At 72.7% G+C, this 16,083-nt stretch carries 9 protein-coding genes, 1 tRNA gene and 1 other RNA gene; 4 read left to right on the top strand and 7 right to left on the bottom strand.

What is annotated here, in order from left to right; all coding sequences use genetic code 11:
- The coding region (locus RM812_RS06395; RefSeq protein ID WP_311571400.1) for a DNA polymerase III subunit gamma and tau at window positions 1–1,358 on the bottom strand (1,358 nt) is incomplete at its 3' end.
- Window positions 1,359–1,406: 48 nt separating this feature from the next.
- Window positions 1,407–1,501: signal recognition particle sRNA small type (ffs, locus tag RM812_RS06390), an RNA gene on the bottom strand.
- A 74-nt stretch (window positions 1,502–1,575) separates the two neighbouring features.
- Here ffs and RM812_RS06385 point away from each other — a divergent pair.
- A tRNA-Ser gene (locus tag RM812_RS06385) sits at window positions 1,576–1,663 on the top strand.
- A 436-nt stretch (window positions 1,664–2,099) separates the two neighbouring features.
- Here the strand turns inward: RM812_RS06385 and RM812_RS06380 are convergent.
- Both RM812_RS06380 and RM812_RS06375 read right to left on the bottom strand, forming a co-directional pair.
- A complete protein-coding gene (locus RM812_RS06380) occupies window positions 2,100–5,957 on the bottom strand; it encodes a WD40 repeat domain-containing protein (protein WP_311571399.1) in 3,858 nt (1,285 codons plus the stop codon).
- The gene (locus tag RM812_RS06375; protein ID WP_311571398.1) at window positions 5,954–6,355 is read right to left on the bottom strand and encodes a hypothetical protein; all 402 of its coding nucleotides are present in this window, start codon (window positions 6,353–6,355) and stop codon (window positions 5,954–5,956) included. Before RM812_RS06375 ends, RM812_RS06380 begins: the two co-directional genes overlap by 4 nt.
- 818 nt (window positions 6,356–7,173) lie before the next feature.
- On the opposite strand from RM812_RS06375, the gene RM812_RS06370 reads away from it, so the two are divergent.
- The gene (locus RM812_RS06370; RefSeq protein WP_311571397.1) at window positions 7,174–9,609 is read left to right on the top strand and encodes a helicase C-terminal domain-containing protein; all 2,436 of its coding nucleotides are present in this window, start codon (window positions 7,174–7,176) and stop codon (window positions 9,607–9,609) included.
- A 58-nt stretch (window positions 9,610–9,667) separates the two neighbouring features.
- Here the strand turns inward: RM812_RS06370 and RM812_RS06365 are convergent, their stop codons facing one another.
- Together RM812_RS06365 and RM812_RS06360 are read right to left on the bottom strand one after the other, a co-directional pair.
- Window positions 9,668–11,170, bottom strand: coding sequence for a carboxylesterase/lipase family protein (locus RM812_RS06365; protein ID WP_311571396.1), 1,503 nt, complete (start codon window positions 11,168–11,170; stop codon window positions 9,668–9,670).
- Between the two features lie 22 nt (window positions 11,171–11,192).
- Window positions 11,193–11,339, bottom strand: coding sequence for a hypothetical protein (locus tag RM812_RS06360; RefSeq protein WP_311571395.1), 147 nt, complete (start codon window positions 11,337–11,339; stop codon window positions 11,193–11,195).
- Between the two features lie 110 nt (window positions 11,340–11,449).
- Between RM812_RS06360 and RM812_RS06355 the strand changes: the two genes are divergently transcribed.
- Entirely contained in the window at window positions 11,450–14,254 is a 2,805-nt protein-coding gene (locus RM812_RS06355) for a helix-turn-helix transcriptional regulator (RefSeq protein ID WP_311571394.1), read from the top strand.
- A 64-nt stretch (window positions 14,255–14,318) separates the two neighbouring features.
- Here RM812_RS06355 and RM812_RS06350 read toward each other — a convergent pair whose 3' ends face one another.
- Window positions 14,319–14,774 (bottom strand): hypothetical protein, encoded by a 456-nt coding sequence (locus tag RM812_RS06350; RefSeq protein ID WP_311571393.1) that lies wholly within the window; start codon window positions 14,772–14,774, stop codon window positions 14,319–14,321.
- Between the two features lie 526 nt (window positions 14,775–15,300).
- Between RM812_RS06350 and RM812_RS06345 the strand changes: the two genes are divergently transcribed.
- Window positions 15,301–16,029, top strand: a complete 729-nt coding sequence (locus RM812_RS06345; RefSeq protein WP_311571392.1) for a Crp/Fnr family transcriptional regulator — start codon at window positions 15,301–15,303, stop codon at window positions 16,027–16,029.
- The last annotated feature ends 54 nt before the right edge of the window (window positions 16,030–16,083 follow it).

Below are 16,083 nucleotides of genomic sequence, written 5' to 3'. Positions count from 1 at the left end.
CCGTCGCCCGCACCGGACCCGGCACCCTGAGCGGGGGCCGGCTCGGCAGCCGGGACGCCGGCCCCCGGCGCCCGTACCGCCGCCCTGGCCGCGGCCGGGCCGTTCCCCGGCTGAACCGGAGGAGCGCCCGCGGCACCGGCATGCGCCTCGGGCCCGGGCACGTACGCCATGGTCGGCGCCCCCGCACCCGCGGAGAACTGCACCCCGCGCTCGATCCGGTCCAGGCGGGCCATCACCGAACGCTCGTCGCCGTACGCGGCGGGCAGCAGCACGCGCGCACAGATCAGCTCCAGCTGGAGGCGGGGCGAGTGGGCGCCGCGCATCTCCGTGAGCCCCTCGTTGACGATGTCGGCGGCGCGGCTCAGCTCGGCGGCGCCGAAGGACCGCGCCTGGGCCTGCATCCGCTCGACGACGTCGGCGGGGGCGTCGATCAGCCCCTTCTCCGCCGCGTCGGGCACGGCGGCGAGAATGACGAGGTCCCTCAGGCGCTCCAGCAGGTCGGCGACGAAGCGCCGCGGGTCGTTGCCGCCCTCGATCACCCGGTCCACGACCGCGAAGGCGGCCGACCCGTCGCCCGAGACGAACGCCTCCACGACGGAGTCGAGCAGCGAGCCGTCCGTATAGCCGAGGAGGGCGGTCGTCATGTCGTACGTCACACCGTCCGGCCCGGCGCCCGCGAGCAGCTGGTCCATGACGGACATGGAGTCACGCACGGAACCGGCACCCGCCCGCACGACCAGCGGCAGCACGCCGTCCTCGACGGGGATGTCCTCCTTGCCGCACACCTCAGCGAGGTAGTCGCGCAGGGTGCCGGGCGGCACGAGCCGGAACGGGTAGTGATGGGTCCGCGACCGGATGGTCCCGATGACCTTCTCGGGCTCGGTGGTCGCGAAGATGAACTTCAGGTGCTCCGGGGGCTCCTCGACGACCTTCAGCAGGGCGTTGAAGCCCTGCGGGGAGACCATGTGGGCCTCGTCGATGATGTAGATCTTGTACCTGCTGTGGGCGGGTCCGAAGAAAGCCTTCTCGCGCAGGTCACGGGCGTCGTCCACGCCACCGTGCGAGGCGGCGTCGATCTCGATGACGTCGATCGAACCCGGCCCGTTGCGCGCCAGGTCGCGGCACGACTGGCACTCGCCGCACGGGGTCGGCGTGGGGCCCTGTTCGCAGTTCAGACACCGCGCGAGGATCCGCGCGCTGGTCGTCTTGCCGCATCCGCGCGGACCGCTGAACAGGTATGCGTGATTGACCCGGTTGTTCCGCAGCGCCTGCTGCAGCGGGTCGGTGACATGCCCCTGCCCGATGACCTCGGCGAAGGACTCCGGGCGGTAACGGCGGTAGAGCGCGAGAGACGACACGTATACGAGGTTATAGGCGCCCACCGACAACCGGACCGCCCCGCGAACGCAGGCGCCCCCCACGCACCCGCCAGAGCCGACCTACCCTTGCTGCCTTCCGGCCCTGGGGGAGTTCAGTCAGATAGCGCCGCGTGAGGGGCTGTGCCACAGGTTACCCGATGCGGGGGCCCGAGAACGAGTTCGCAGGCACTCCCCGACGTCATGTAATGTTCTCCGCGGAGGATTCGCCTAGAGGCCTAGGGCGCACGCTTGGAAAGCGTGTTGGGGGCAACCCCTCACGAGTTCGAATCTCGTATCCTCCGCCAGTGCCTCACCGGGCACGATGTCGAAGGGCCCCACCGTTCGCGGTGGGGCCCTTCGACGTGCGTGGTCCCAGTTGCGCGGGGCGGACACTCATGAACCTCAGCGGGCAGGCTCGGGCGTCGGCCCTTCTTGGGGATCGGAGCACCCAGTGAGAGCCCGGACCTCCTCTGCGCCTCGTCCTGCGCTTCCCGCGCTCGACACTGGGCGTCGCCTTCTTGGGGATCTCCTCGCACATCCACCACGAGATCATCCGATCACAGTCCGTGACCACTGTGCCGAGACGACCGACCCCTTCCGCGTCCAAGAAGGCCGTCACCGGACGGTCGGCAACCACCTGAACGACACGACCCCGGCTGTGGATTTCTCTCTCACACGCCAACTCACCAACCCCGCCGACAACGTGACAACGCCATCCGATCAGCTCCCGGTCCATGCACGTCAGGCGCACGGCGGGGCGTACGCCGCTCCCTCCCCGACGAAGCGGCGCCATTGCCCGGGGCTGAGGGGCTCGGTGGCGACACAGATCCTCTCGATGCTCGTGTCCACGTCGAGCTGCCACAGTCGGGCCGACTGGTCGAGGCTGCCGGTGGCCAGCGTCTTCCCGTCCTGGCTGAAGACAACGGCGTACACGGAGTCGGTGTGGGCGTTCAGCGGCAGGCCGCGGCGGCTCGGCTGGGCGGGCGTGCGGACGTCCCACAGCTGCACCGACGACTGACCGTAGCTGCCCGTGGCGAGGGTGCTGCCGTCCGGGCTGAAGGCGAGGGCGAATACGGAATCGGTGTGTCCGGTCAGCGGCTCGCCAAGGCTGGTGGGGTGGCTGGGCCGGGAGATGTTCCACAGGCGCACCGAGAAGTCGTTGCTGCCGGTGGCGAGGGTCTTTCCGTCCGGGCTGAACGCCAGGGAGGAGACACCATTGATGTGGCCCTTCAGCGGCCGACCGACGCGCTCGGGTCCAGTCCGGTCGCGGACGTCCCACAGCTGAGCCGTGGTGTCGTAGCTGCCGCTGGCCAACATGTCGCCGTCAGGGCTGAACGCCACGGCGAGCACCATGCCCTCGTGGTGCCGCACCGGACGGCCGACCGGCCCGGCGCGGCCCGGGTCCGTGACATCCCACAGGCGGATCGTGGCATCCTGGCCGCCAGTGGCCAGGGTCTTGCCATCCGGGCTGAACGCCATGGTCCAGATGCCGCCCTCGTGTCCGGTCAGAGGATCGCCCAGGTACTTGGGTTTGGACGGTTCGGAGATGTTCCACAACTGGATCACGCCGTCGTACCCGGCACTTGCGAGGAACTTCCCGTCCGGGCTGAACGCCAGGGCCCTGACGCCGGCGGTATGAGCCTGGAACCCCCGACCGAGCAGTTTCGGAAGGCCATGCTCCGACGTGTCCCACAGCCGCACCGCCCCGTCCAGACCACCGGTGGCGAAGAGCCGCCCGTCCGGGCTGAACGCCACTCCGATCACACCGTTGAAGTGGCCGGTCAGCAGCGTGCGCGGCATGTCCCACAACCGGGCCGTCTGGTCGTAACTGCCGGAGGCGAGGGTGTGTCCGTCGGGGCTGAACGCCACCGACGACACGGTGTTGCTGTGCCCCGTCCAGGCCTGCCCGAGCGCCTTGGGACGTGTCGGGTCGGAGACGCTCCACATCTGCACGGTCGCGTCCGCGCTGGCGGTGGCCAAGACCCGCCCGTCCGGGCTGAACGCCACCGAGGAGATCACGGCGCTGCGCCCCTTGAGGAGCTGATTGGCGTACGTGGGCTTGTCAGGGTCCGCGACGTTCCACAGCCGTACGGTGGAGTCGCCGCTGCCGGTGGCGAGGGTCCGGCTGTCGGGGCTGAACGCCAGGGACGCGACAGTGTTGGTATGGCCCTTGAGCGGGGCTCCGCGCCGCTTTGGCTTCTTCGGGTCGGACACATCCCACAGACGGGCCTTGAAGTCGTCCGCCCCGGTGGCGATTGTCTTGCCGTCCGGGGAGAAGGCCACCGCCCAGAGCCTGCCCGGACCGTCCTTGAGCGGTTTGCCCACGAGCTTGGCATCGGCCGGGTTCGACACGTCCCACAGCCTGACCGTGGCATCGCCGGAGCTACTGGCGAGCAGGTGGCCGTCCGGGCTGAACGCCACCCCGCTGATGACGGCGTCATGGCCGGTCAGGGGCCGGCCGAGAGGTTCGGGATCCGACGGGTCGGACACGTCCCACAGCCGGACCCACCGGTCACGGTCATCACCGGCAGTGGCCAGAGTGCGCCCGTCCGGGCTGAACGCCACCGCCATCACAGCCTTGGTGTGGCCGGTCAGAGGCCGTCCCAGAGCGCGGGGGCTGCGTGGGTCGGAGGTGTCCCACAGTCGGATCGTGGCATCACCGCTGCCGGTGGCCAGGGTGCGCCCATCCGGGCTGAACGCCACCGACGAGACCCGTTCGGTGTGGCCCCGCAACTGCTTGGACAGCGGGGTGTTCCCGGAGTTCAGCAGCCGGGTGTACGTCTCGTCGCCAGGCCGCATCCGGTGCGCCACGAGGTCGAGCTGGGAGGCCAGCGACTGGTCCGTGCCGCGCAGCCGGTCGGCTTCGGCGACGACCCGGTTGTAGACGGCGAGGTCCCGCTGGCGTAATGCCTCCCCCTGCTGCTTGAACGCCATGCCAGCGGCACCCGAGGCGAGCAGGGTCAGGACAACGAGGGCGGCGACGACCGCGCTCCGCAGCCGAGCGATACGGCGCCGCGCCCGCTCCCCGGCGGCAAGGAACGCCGTTGCCCCCGAACTCAAGGTGTTCGACGGGGCGTTGAGCGCCCAGGTACGCGCAATCTCGAGAGGGCTGCCACGAAACAGGAGAGCTGGGTCACGACCGCTCTCCTCCCACGTGGCCGCCGCCTCTTCCAGATTCTGGAGGGTGAGGCGCCCGGCTCGGTCGGTGTCGATCCAGCCGCGGAGCCGGGGCCACGTACGCAGCAGGGCCTCGTGGGTGATCTCGACAGTCTCCTGCGCGCGGGTGAGCAGCCGGGCCCGGGTGAACGCGTCCACTACCGACTCGGCAAGTCCGCCGCCGATGTCCGCCAACTCGGCGCTACTCAGGCGCCGTCGGACGTCCTCCGCCCTGTCACCGACTCGCACCATCCGCAGGAAGAGCGACTGTGCCACGCGCCGCTCGTCGTCGTCGAGTCCGCTGTAGACGCGGTCGGCGGTCGAGGCGATGGCGCCTTGGATGCCTCCGGTGTCGCGGTACCCGCGCACGGTGAGCGTGGCGCCGTGCCGCTGCTGCCAGCAGACACGCAGGGCATGTGCGAGCAGCGGCAGGCGCCCAGCCTCGTAGCGCACTTCCCTTGCGGGCCCCATCGCCATGGTGGCTCCCAGGTCGTGCAGGAGCAGCTCGACCAATCCGTCCTCTACGTCGAGCCCCACGTCCATGGCGGGCATCAGGACGGCCGCGCGCAACTCCTCGTCCGTCATGGGACCGACGACCAGCGGGGCATCCTGCAGCGCGGCGCGCAGGGGAGGGTGATCGACGCACGCGGCGTAGAAGTCTGACCGGATGCCCAGAACCACGAGGGCCTGCGAGGTACCCTCCGTGCCGGTGCATGCCTGGCCACCCGCAAGCCGGGTGAGCAGTGTGACGAATGAGCGCCGTTCCTGCTCGTCGGTGCACAGCGTGAAGAGCTCCTCGAACTGGTCGACCACGATGACCGCCCGCGCGGGCTGCCCTGGCAGGTCGTTCCGCAGAGCCTCGGCCAGGACCGAGAGACACTGCGGCGGATCGGCGACGAGATCTGCGGCCGTCACCTCCGAGCCAACGCCGCGGAGCGCCACGATCTGGTCAGCCAGGGCACGGAGTGGGTGGGCGCTGGGAGTGAGCAGAAGCTTCGGCCACCGGTCGGAGCCGGGCAGCCCGGCCCGGTCCAGGTGCGGCAGCAGCCCGGCCCGCAGCAGTGAGGACTTACCCGCGCCCGACGGGGCCACAACCGCCTGGAGCCCACCCGAGTCCATGCGCTGGTCGAGGCGATCGGTCAACTCGGCGACGAGCGCCTCTCGTCCGAAGAACCACCGCTCGTGCTCTTGCCCGAAGGCGGCCAGCCCCGGGTAGGGGCAGTCCGGCACCGAACTTCCTACCTCGGTGCGGCGGCGTTTGCGCACTCCATCGACGTAGTGGAAGTGCTGGTCACGGCCGGCGACGTTGATGCCTGCGTGATCGCGGGCGTATGCCTGGATATGGATGCCGTCGCCCGCAGCGCGCGGCGCGCCGTCCGCCGCGTGGTCTGCGGACTCCGGGCGTTCGGTGCCGCGATCCCCCTGCGGCTCTTCCGGGCTCATCGACCACCCTCTTCGGTGATGTGCTGATCGCGTCCAGCAACGTAGACCCGGCTGCTGTCCGAGGCCCGCACGGACACCCTCACCGACGGCTCGTCCGGGCCCCTGCTGGGCAGCTCAGGGCCCAGGTCGTCGGCGAGGATCCTGCGCAGTTCCGCGGCGAGTCCGGGCTCGGCCGCGAGTAGCCTGAGCAGCCGCCCCTGCCACTCGCTGACCAGCTCCGCTTCGGCCCGTTCGGCCTCGGCCGGATCGTCGGCGTCCTGCCGTGCAGCGAGCAGCACGGCACGGGATTCCTCGAGTTCGGACTCCACCGTGTTCGCCCGGTCTGGGTGCAGGCGACGCCACAGCGCACCCATCGAGGTCTGTGCCCGCTCCCAGCCGGCCGTCGTCAGCAGCTGCACGACTGTCGCAGCCGCTACGGAAGCAAGGCCCACAAGCTCCGGGTCCATACGGTTCCCTCGTTCCCCCATGTCACTACTGGCTCACTGCATCGTGTGTACTGCCTGAATCACCTCGGGCGCCAGAGGGAACCCGGTCGAATGACCGGCCCTGCACGGGGGCGCTGTCACGTTGCGGGTGGGGTCTGCGGGCCACTCCGCCGGTCTCGGTTCTGGTCGGTCTCCTTCGCGCCCGTCCGGGCTCGTCCGGACTGGGTCGGCCCGAACGCTCCGCCGCGTCCAAGACACCCCCGACCCCGTCCGGACACCCGTACGAACGTTTGGAAAGCGTGTTGGAGGCAACCCTCACGCGTTCGGCTCTCGTATCCTCCGCCAGCGCCTCACCGGGCACGATGTCGACGTGGCCGTTGTGGGCATCGCCGACGGGCACGCCAAGCCCCCGCTCCTGGCCATCGGCGAGGCCAAGTGGAACGACACCATGGACGTCGCCCCCATCGAACGTCTCTAGAACATCCGCGAACCCATCACCGGCCCGGCCGCTACGGCACCATCCGCACCCGCTTGCTCTGCTTCAGCGGAGCAGGCTTCAGCGACACGGCATAACGCCACCGCTGAGACCTCGGCGAGCATGCGACTCGTCGACCTGCCGAGCCTCTACGGCCAGGCGTAAGCGACCCGGCACGGCGGTCGGTACCGGAGTCCGTGGGCTGCCGGTGCCACCAACGGGGGAGTCCGCGCTCGTACGGCAGCTGCGGATCGCGGGTGTGGGCCATCCTTGGTGACCGGTCTGCAATGGTCTGTGTCTCGTGAGGTGTCCCCGTATGAAGTCCCGATCGACGCTGGCGGCATGGCTGGGCGGCCTCGACAGCTCTCGTCTGGCGCGCGTGCTCGGAGCGCGGAGGGACGCCATGGCGCCTCCCCAGCCGCGCTCGGTGGGGGAACTGGCCGACCGTCTTCAGCGCCCTGGGTCGGTGGCGCTCGCCCTGCCGCGGCTCGCGCTGCCGCACCTCCAGGTGGCCGAGGCGCTGGCCGCGCTGCGTGCGCCCGCGTCGCGCGATGCCCTGGCGGAGCAGTTGGGAGCAGCGGACGGCGAGGGCGCCCGCGAGCTGGACCTGGTGCTGGAGGCTCTGGCCGATCAGGCTCTGGTCTGGCCGGACGGCACGGGGAAGCTCCGCATGGCCGGCCCGCTGCGGCAGGCGTGGGACGCGCCCCTGGGGCTGGACGCCCCGCTGGAGGAACTGCTCACGGGCACGACCTCCGACGAGTTGCGCGGCATGCTGGCGGCCCTGGGCGTCACGCCGGCGGGCACCAAGGCGCAGCGACTGGCCGCACTGGTGGCCCACCACAGCGACCCGGAACGGGTTGCCTCGGTGGTGGCGAAGGCCCCTGCCGAGGCCCGGAAGCTGCTCGAACGCCGAGCGGAGGGTGTGGCGGGACAGCCGCGGTTCGTCGTGTCCGGCGCTCTCGGCCCCGGCCGCGAACCGGGCGAGCGATGGGCGCTGGACCGGGGGCTCCTGATCCAGGACCGCCACCGCTACGGACCGGCCCGTATGCCCGCGGAGGTGGCGCGCGCACTGCGCGGACCCGGCCGGCACGCGCCGTTCGAGCCCGCACCGCCCTCCGCGCGGCTGACGCCGGTCGCCCCGAGGGAGGTGGACAGCGAGGCGTCGGCCGCGGCCACGGCGTTCGTGACCCGTGCCGTCTCGGTGCTGTCGGCCTGCTCGACGACCGCGCCTGCCCGGCTGAAGTCCGGCGGAATCGGAGCGCGGGAACTGGCGCGGATCGGCAAGGCCGCCCAGGCCGACGACGCCGTCGTACGCCTCGCTCTCGAGACCGCGTACGCCGCCGGGCTCCTGGAGCGGGACGGCGATCGCGTGGCGCCCACCGAGGCGTACGACGCCTGGGCGGAACTGGAACCGCCCGAGCAGTTCGCCGTACTGCTTCAGGCGTGGCGGAACCTGCCCCTCACCCCGGCCCAGGCGCGGGACGGGGACAACAAGGCGCTTCCCGCTCTCCTGGCAGCACCGCCCTGCGACGGCTGCCTGCAGGCTCGCGACGGGCTGCTGGCCGCAGCCGCACGGCTTCCGGCAGGGCAGGGCACCACGGTCACCTCGGATCTGGGGCCGCTGATCGCCTGGCACCGCCCGTTCGCCCACTCGTCCTCCTCGGACGGACCACCGTTCGCCACGGTGATCCGTGAGGCCGAGATCCTCGGCGTACTCGCTCGCGGCGCACTGTCCGCCTTCGGCGTCCAGCTGGAGGCCGGCGACACGGAGGGGCTGGACCTCGAGTGCCGGCGGCTGCTGCCCTCGGCCGCCGCGACGGCACGGATCGGCGCCGACCTCACCGCAGTCGTCACCGGCACACCGTCCGCGCGGCTGCTCTCGCTCCTGGACTCCGTCGCCGACCGGGAGACCAGCAGTACGGCGTCGGTGTGGCGGTTCAGTGCCGGCAGTGTCCGCCGGGCTCTGGACGCGGGCCGCGGGCCCGAGGCCATCACGGCCGACCTGGCCGCTGTCGCCGCCGGACCCCTGCCGCAGCCGCTGTCGTATCTGATCACCGACACCGCACGTGGCCACGGGCGCGTGCGCGTCGCCCCGGCCGCCTGCGTCCTCCACGGCGACGAGCCCGCGCTCCTCGCGGAACTCGCCGCCCACCGCAGGCTCGCCCGGCTCGGGCTACGGCAGCTGGCGCCGACGGTGCTGGTCAGCGGCAGCCCGCTCGACGTGACGGTCACCGCGCTCCGGGCCGAGGGGTACGCCCCCGTCGCCGAGACCGCCGAGGGCACGGTACGGATCGAGAAGACCCGGCCCCGGCGGGCCGCCGCTCCCGTGCCGAGTCCGCGCCGCAGCGGTGCGAGGGGCAGCGGCCGCAACGCCGGCACCGGCGTCGCGAGGACAGCCGCCGCGGTCGACCCCGACATCCTGGCGGACCGGCTGCTGAAGGCTCCGCCGACGTGTCCCGATCCCGCGCCGTTCGACGGAGGACCGGCCTTCGCCACGGACACCGAGGAGATCGTCGCGGGGTGGGCGAAGCGCCTGCCGTACAGCGACGTCCGCCAGCTCGCCCATGCCATCGACACCGGTGAACCCGTCACCGTCGAGTACGTCGCCACCTCGGGGAACCGGACGGTGCGCACCCTCAGCCGCCTGGTGCTCGACCCGCCCTACCTCGATGCCTGGTGCCACCTGCGCGACGACGAGCGCGTTTTCACCCTCTCCCGTATCCACGGCGTCATGGGCGTCGCACCCGGATGAGCGAGAAGGCGCTCGCGTCCGGCGTCGGCCTCTGGTTCGGCGCCCCGCGCAGGGGCGTCTACGAGGGGCGGTGCCAGGCCTGTCGTTCCCGGCCGCGGGGGTCGTCGACCTGGGTCCACTCGGCGTCGATGCGCATCGTGGCCCTGCGCTCGGTGTCGTACGGGTCCCAGCCGGGGTCGCCGGTGCCGGCGAACCGGACCCAGGCGGCGTGCACGCGGGCGGCGAGATCCGCGGGGGGCTTGTCGGGGCCGAGCAGGGCGGCGGGGCCGTGCAGCCGGGGGAGGTGCGCGAGGTCGAAGACGAAGGGCAGCTCGACCGCGTGGGTGGCGCCGAGCGCTCCGTCCAGGGCCTGGGAGCGCCAGGCGAACTCGTAGGCGTGGGTGGCGGACCCTGGATGCGCGGCGTGTGCGCCGGCCAGGGCCCAGCTGCCCGCGCCGAACAGCGCGTCGCCCATGAGGGCGGAGCGCAGCTCGCCGAAGGACGCCTCGGGGCGCGTCCTGCGGTAGGTCTCGACGAGTCGCGCCGGATTCGGGTGCGAGCGCGCCGCCGCGTCGTCGACGTCCTCGGCCCCCGAGGTGGCGTACTTGCCCACGGGCACCAGGTAGAGGTGCCCCTCCTCGGTGTTGGTCCCGATGAGCAGGTCGATGTCGGCGCCGAGGCCGGCGGCGACGGAGTCGGCGGGCTGGGTGTCGAGGACCAGGCTGAAGGGGCTGAGTCCGATCAGCGGGTCGTGGTGGGTCCCGGTCCGCAGGTCGATGCCCGCGAGGCCGGAGGCGGCCTCGACCAGGCGCTCGTCGGGGACCTCGGCGAAGGCGTCGGCGTGGGGTTCGATGCCCAGGGCCTCGGCCGCTGCCCGGGTGACGCGGGCGGCCTGCTCGGTGGTGAACGCGCCCAGGCCGCTGCCGCTCTGGACGATCGCCCGGTGGAGGAGGCCTGCGGCTTCGGGGGTGGCGAGCACGCCGCCGACGATGGTCGCCCCGGCCGACTGGCCGAAGAGGGTGACGTTGTGCGGGTCACCGCCGAAGGCGGCGATGTTCTCCTTCACCCAGCGCAGTGCGGCGACGACGTCGAGCAGTCCGCGGTTGGCGGGTGCGCCGGGGAGGTCGAGGAATCCCGCGATGCCGAGCCGGTAGTTGAGGGTGACGAGGACGATGCCGTCGCGGGCGAAGGCGGAGCCGTCGTAGAGCGCGGACCGCGTCGATCCGGCGACGAACCCGCCGCCGTGGACGAAGACCATGACGGGCAGGTCGCCCTTCGCGGCGGCGGGCGTGAAGACGTTGACGGTGAGGTAGTCCTCGCCGCGGTTCCAGCCGGTGCCGAAGTAGGGGGACATGTCGACGCCGCCGAGCTTGCGCTCGGACTGCGGCGCGCCCGGTCCCGGCACGGTGGCGTCCCGTACGCCGTCCCACGGTTCGTGCGGCCGCGGCGGCGCGAACCGGCCGGCGCCGCGGGGCGCGGCGGCGTAGGGGATGTTCAGGAAGGTGGTGGTGTCGCCCTGGCGCAGGCCGCGGACGGCTCCCTGGGCCGTGGTCACGACGGGGCCGGGGTGGTGGTGGTTCACGGTGGTGCCTTTCCGCAGGGCCTCAGGCCTGCTCGGGGTACGGGGCGAACGGGGCCCGGCGCTCGACGGCGAACGTGCTGCCCCGTGATGTGGTCCAGGAGGCGTCCTTGGGGATGCGGAGGATTTCCTGAACCGTACGAGCGGCCTCGGCGGCCGGGGTATCCGTCACGTGACTGCACCTGTGCGCACAGCCCGGGCGGGCACGGGGGTGGCCGCTTGTAGCCTGGGTGGGCAAGGCAGGGCGGCTCCCGTTCGTGGGCCAGGATGCGTGGAGGCCTCGTGGACGAGCACACGGGCGACCTCGGTGCGGTCACGGGGCCGGAGCCGGACCGGGGTGAGCCGTTCACCGGCCGGGACGCGGAGCTGGGACGGCTCTTTCGCGCGGTGGAGTCGGCGGCGGCCGACCCGGTGGTGATGCTCGTCGGTGGCATGGGCATGGGGAAGAGCGCCCTGCTGGGGCGTGCGGTGCGTCGGGCCGAGGCGAGCGGTGCCCGCGTGCTGCGCGCCGTAGGCAGCGAGTCGGAGGCGCACCTGGCGTTCTCCGCCCTGCACCAGTTGCTGCGGCCGCTGGCGGCGGAGGTGGACGGACTGCCAAAGAGGCAGCGCGCCGCGATCCAGGACGCCTTCGGCACGGGACCGGCCACGCCCGGGCATGCGAGCGCTCCCGATCCGCTGTTGATCGGGAGCGCCGTGCTGAGTTTGCTCTCCGCCCTGGGCGACCGGCAGCCCGTCCTCCTGGTGCTCGACGACGCGCAGTGGTTCGACCGTGCCTCCTTGGACGCACTGTCCTTCGCCGCCAGACGGCTGGTCGGTGAACCGGTCACGATGCTGATCGCAGCCCGTGACGGCGACCACGTCGCCGGATTCGACCGGCACCTGCCCACGCTCGTCCTCGAACCGCTCGACCACGCCGCGGCGAACCGGCTGCTGGACCGGCAGCCGAGGAGTCCCACCGGCCGCACCCGGACGCGCATCCTCGACCAGGCGGCCGGCAACCCCCTGGCGCTGGTGGAACTCGCGAGGGCGGCCACCGCCCAGGACGCGGCCGCAGGGCTGCCCTCCGCGGGTCCGCTCCCCCTCACCGCTCACCTGGAGCGGATCTTCGCCGCTCGCCTCGACGGCCTCCCCGCCGACACGACGCGGGCCCTGCTGCTCCTGGCCGCCATGGACAGCGTCGACTCCCCGATCGCCGTCCCGGCCGGGCTGCCGAACGCCGAGGGCGGTGACCCCTGGCTGCCGGCCGAGCGGGCCGGGCTGGTCCGGCGAAGCGGCCGGGACCTGCGGTTCCGTCACCCGCTGGTCCGGTCCGCCGTGTATCACGCCGCGTCCGCGGGCGCCCGGCGCGAGGCCCATCTCACGCTCGCCGAGCTGCTGCGGGACGAACCGGACCGGCGGGCCTGGCATCTGGCCGCCGCCTGCCCGGGCCCGGACGCCGACGTGTCGGCGGAGCTGGAGCGGACCGCCGCCCGGGCCCGCCGCCGCGGCGGCCACGCGTCGGCGGCCAAGGCCTTCCAGCGTGCGGCGGAGCTCGCGCCGCGGCGGGAGGACAGTGCCCGGCTGCTGGTCGAAGCGGCTTCAGCGGCCGTGTTCACCGGTGACCTCGCCTGGGTCGAGGAACTGGCCGCCGCGGCCCGCGCGCGCACGGACGACCCGTCGCTGCTGGCTTCCGCCACCGTGCAGGCCGGCCGGCTGGCGATCCTGACCCTGCGCCACTCCACGGTCTTCTCCCGACTGACCGACGCCGCCGAGGGACTGCTGGTCTCCCAACCCGCCGCCGCGCTGGCCCTCCTGGCCGACGCCGCCGTGGTCCGCTTCTACTCCGGGGAGGACACCCAGCGCCGCCGCGTCCAGGACCTTCTGGGGCGCCTTCCCGAGGACGCCTCTTCCACAGGCCTGCGCACCTGGGTGCGGGCCGTGTCGGACCCCTTCGCCGACCGGGCCGAACTGGTCTCCCTGCTCGCGCGGTTCGCCACCGAGGCGAAGGCCCGGCCGGAGCGGCTCACCACCGCCGGGATCACGGCATGGCTCCTGGACGAGACCCCGCAGGCCGTCCGCGCCTTCGACGAGGCCTTCGACCGCTGGCAGGTGCAGGGAGCGCTGCCGGAAGGCCTGGGCGGCGCGGTCGCCTGGGCCTATGTGGAACGAGGACGGTGGGACCAGGCCAGGGAGGCCTGCGCCCGCACCGTCGCGCTCGGCCGGGCGGCCGGCCTCGACCACGCCGCGGCCTGCGCGGCCACCGTGGACGCCACCGTGCTGGCCTACCAGGGGGACACGACGGCGGCCCGCGCCCGGGCAGACGAGGCGCTCGCCCTGATCGACCCGCTGGAAAGCCGCTCGGTCTCGGTCTACGCCCGTCGTGCGCTCGGCGCCGCGGCGGCCGCGGACGGCGCGTACGAGACCGCCTACGACCAACTCCGCCTGGCCTTCACGGCGGACGGCACGCCCGTGCACTACCACGCCTCCTTCCCGGCCCTCGCGGAGCTGGCCGCCGCCGCCGTGCGCAGCGGCCGCCGCGAGGACGCCGCCGCGATCGTCGAGCGCTGCGCCCGCGCGCTCGCGGACAACGCCTCACCCCGGCTGCGCGCCCTGATCAGCCGCGCCCGTGGGCTGCTGGCCGACCCCGAGGACGCCGAGCCGCACTTCCGGGCCGCCCTGGCGGACCCGGCCCTCGAGCACTGGCCCTTCGAACGCGCCCAGACCCTGCTCGACCTCGCCGAGTGGCTGCGGCGCCGTCGGCGCATCGCGGAGGCGCGGGCGCCGCTCACCGACGCCCTGGAGATCTTCCGCCGCCTGGGCGCCCGCCCGTGGATCGAGCGGGCGCGGGCCGAATCGCGCGCCGCCGGCCTCGACGTCACGGACGTGGTCCCCGACGCGCTCGCCGAACTCTCCCCGCAACAGCAGCAGATCGTCAGGCTCGCCGCCCGCGGGCTGACCAACCGCGAGATAGGCGAGAAACTCTTCCTCTCCCCCCGCACCGTCGGCTCGCACCTCTACCGCAGCTTCCCCAAGCTGGGCATCACCGCCCGCTCCCAGCTGCGCGACCTCGTCGACGGCGCCCTCGCGCCGGCCGGCCACCAGGGATGAACCCCGACCGCTCGGCGGTCGGGGTCTTCGCTGTGCCGGGTTGTGGCCCGGCCGCGGTGGGTCGTCAGACGTCGTACAGGTGGACGGTGACCGACCCGTCGTCGCCCGTGATGGTGTAGTCACCGGGGCCGTCGACCGGCACGCAGCCGGCGGCGAGGACGTCGTCGTCGTTGATGCCGGTGTCGTCCTCGCCCACGAAGGCGCACACCTGGGTGACGGGGTGGTCGACGTACCTCCGCGCGAACGGGCCGTCGTCCGGGTACCGCGGGAGGGTGGGCGTGTTGATGTCGACGTCCGGGTGCTCCCACAGCGCGGTCTGCTGGCCCCAGGGCGCCTGCAGGAAGACCCTGCCGTAGGGCTCCGGCAGGTCGTTGTCGTCGTTCTCCTGGGGGTTGGAGAAGTCGATCGAATACAGGACGGGTCCGGGTGCCGACGCCTGTGCGGCGGTGGCAGCCCCGCCGAGCAGCAGAAGCGCGGCCGCGGCAGCGGCCGCCAGTCGTCCCGTGGAGTTGAAACGCATCCCTCTCCCTTTCGCTCTCGGTAGTCACATGACCACCGAGAGGGATGCTAGGGAGAGACGGCGCCCGATCACCCACGGTGACGGGTAAACCACCCAGCGGGCTGACGGCGGCGCTCACCTCGGCATGCCGTGTGCGCCGTTCGAGCCGATTGCGCCGCTTCGTCCCGCGCGCGCCGGCGCAAGGGTGCGTTACCGGCCATGCCGCCGAGCCGTCGCGGGCGAACCCGAGTTTTGGCCAAATTCGCTTCGGCGGCCGGTTTCCGACGCTGATGGGTCCCGAGCGTCGGCGGCCGGCGTCGACCTCGGGGTCCTGCCTGGTCGCGAGGGGTGAGGGGAAGGTCGCGCACCGTCGCCGGAGGGGACGGCCGGGGCGGGGCGAGCGAGCCCTGGAGGGCGGCTGCCTGGCCGTTCCGTGGCGACCGGACAGTGGCGCGAATGTGGCGCAATTCACTCTCCCTGGTTCGTCACTCTGTCACCATCGTCCATCCAAGAACCAGGCGTCCGGACTGCGGCGGGGGGCGTAGCCATGGGGCTGCTCGGCGACGAGCTCGCTTTCGCGCAGGCGCTGACCGCCCAGGAGCACGAGGGCGTGATGGCTCTCGGAAACCGGAAGCACTACCCGGCCGACACCCACCTCCTGACCGAGGGCGACCGGTCCAGTCACGTCCTGATCGTCCTGGAAGGATGGGTGACCGTTTCCGTCGCGACGGACCGGGGCGCCACCCGGCTGATACTCGGATTGCGCGGCCCCGGTGAACTGCTCGGCGAGATGGCCGCGCTGGACCGGCATCCCCGCAGCGCCACCGTGCGCGCGCTGGGACCGACCGAGGCCCAGGTGATAGGCGGGGACGCGTTCCGCCGCTTCCTCGCGCTGCACCCCCGCGTCAGCGGCCTGGTGATGCGTCAGCTCACCTTCCGGCTGCGCAGCGCCGACCAGGAACGTTCCGCCCTCGCCTCGCTCACCGTGCTGCAGCGCCTGGCCCACCGGCTCATCGAACTGTCGAAGCCCGACGTCACCGGCCCCTACTCCGCGGCCTCGGCGGGGCCTTACGCCTCGGCGGCCCCTTCCACCGCCGGGTCCGTCGTCCAGCTGGCGCAGGACGAACTGGCCGCCACCGTGGGAGCGACCCGGGAAGCCGTCGCCAAGGCGCTGCGGCTGCTGCGTACCCAGAACATCGTGCGGACCGGAAACCGGATGGTGCAGATCCTCGACCCCGCGCTGCTCGCCCTCCTCGCGGACGGCCATCAGGAGTAGAGCCGCGCCCCGCCGTGTGTAAACGGCCACAGACGGCCCTCGTCCCCGGGCCCG

It is taken from the genome of Streptomyces lancefieldiae (assembly GCF_031845825.1).
GTDB lineage: Bacteria > Actinomycetota > Actinomycetes > Streptomycetales > Streptomycetaceae > Streptomyces > Streptomyces lancefieldiae.
Note: the sequence above shows the minus strand (reverse complement) of the source record. Positions and strands in the feature narration are given on the sequence as shown.

Coding starts and splice junctions, on each gene's coding strand:
- RM812_RS06380 (WP_311571399.1), bottom strand. CDS start 5,957: ATGAGCCCGGAAGAGCCGCAGGGGGATCGCGGCACCGAACGCCCGGAG.
- RM812_RS06370 (WP_311571397.1), top strand. CDS start 7,174: ATGAAGTCCCGATCGACGCTGGCGGCATGGCTGGGCGGCCTCGACAGC.
- RM812_RS06350 (WP_311571393.1), bottom strand. CDS start 14,774: ATGCGTTTCAACTCCACGGGACGACTGGCGGCCGCTGCCGCGGCCGCG.
- RM812_RS06345 (WP_311571392.1), top strand. CDS start 15,301: ATGGGGCTGCTCGGCGACGAGCTCGCTTTCGCGCAGGCGCTGACCGCC.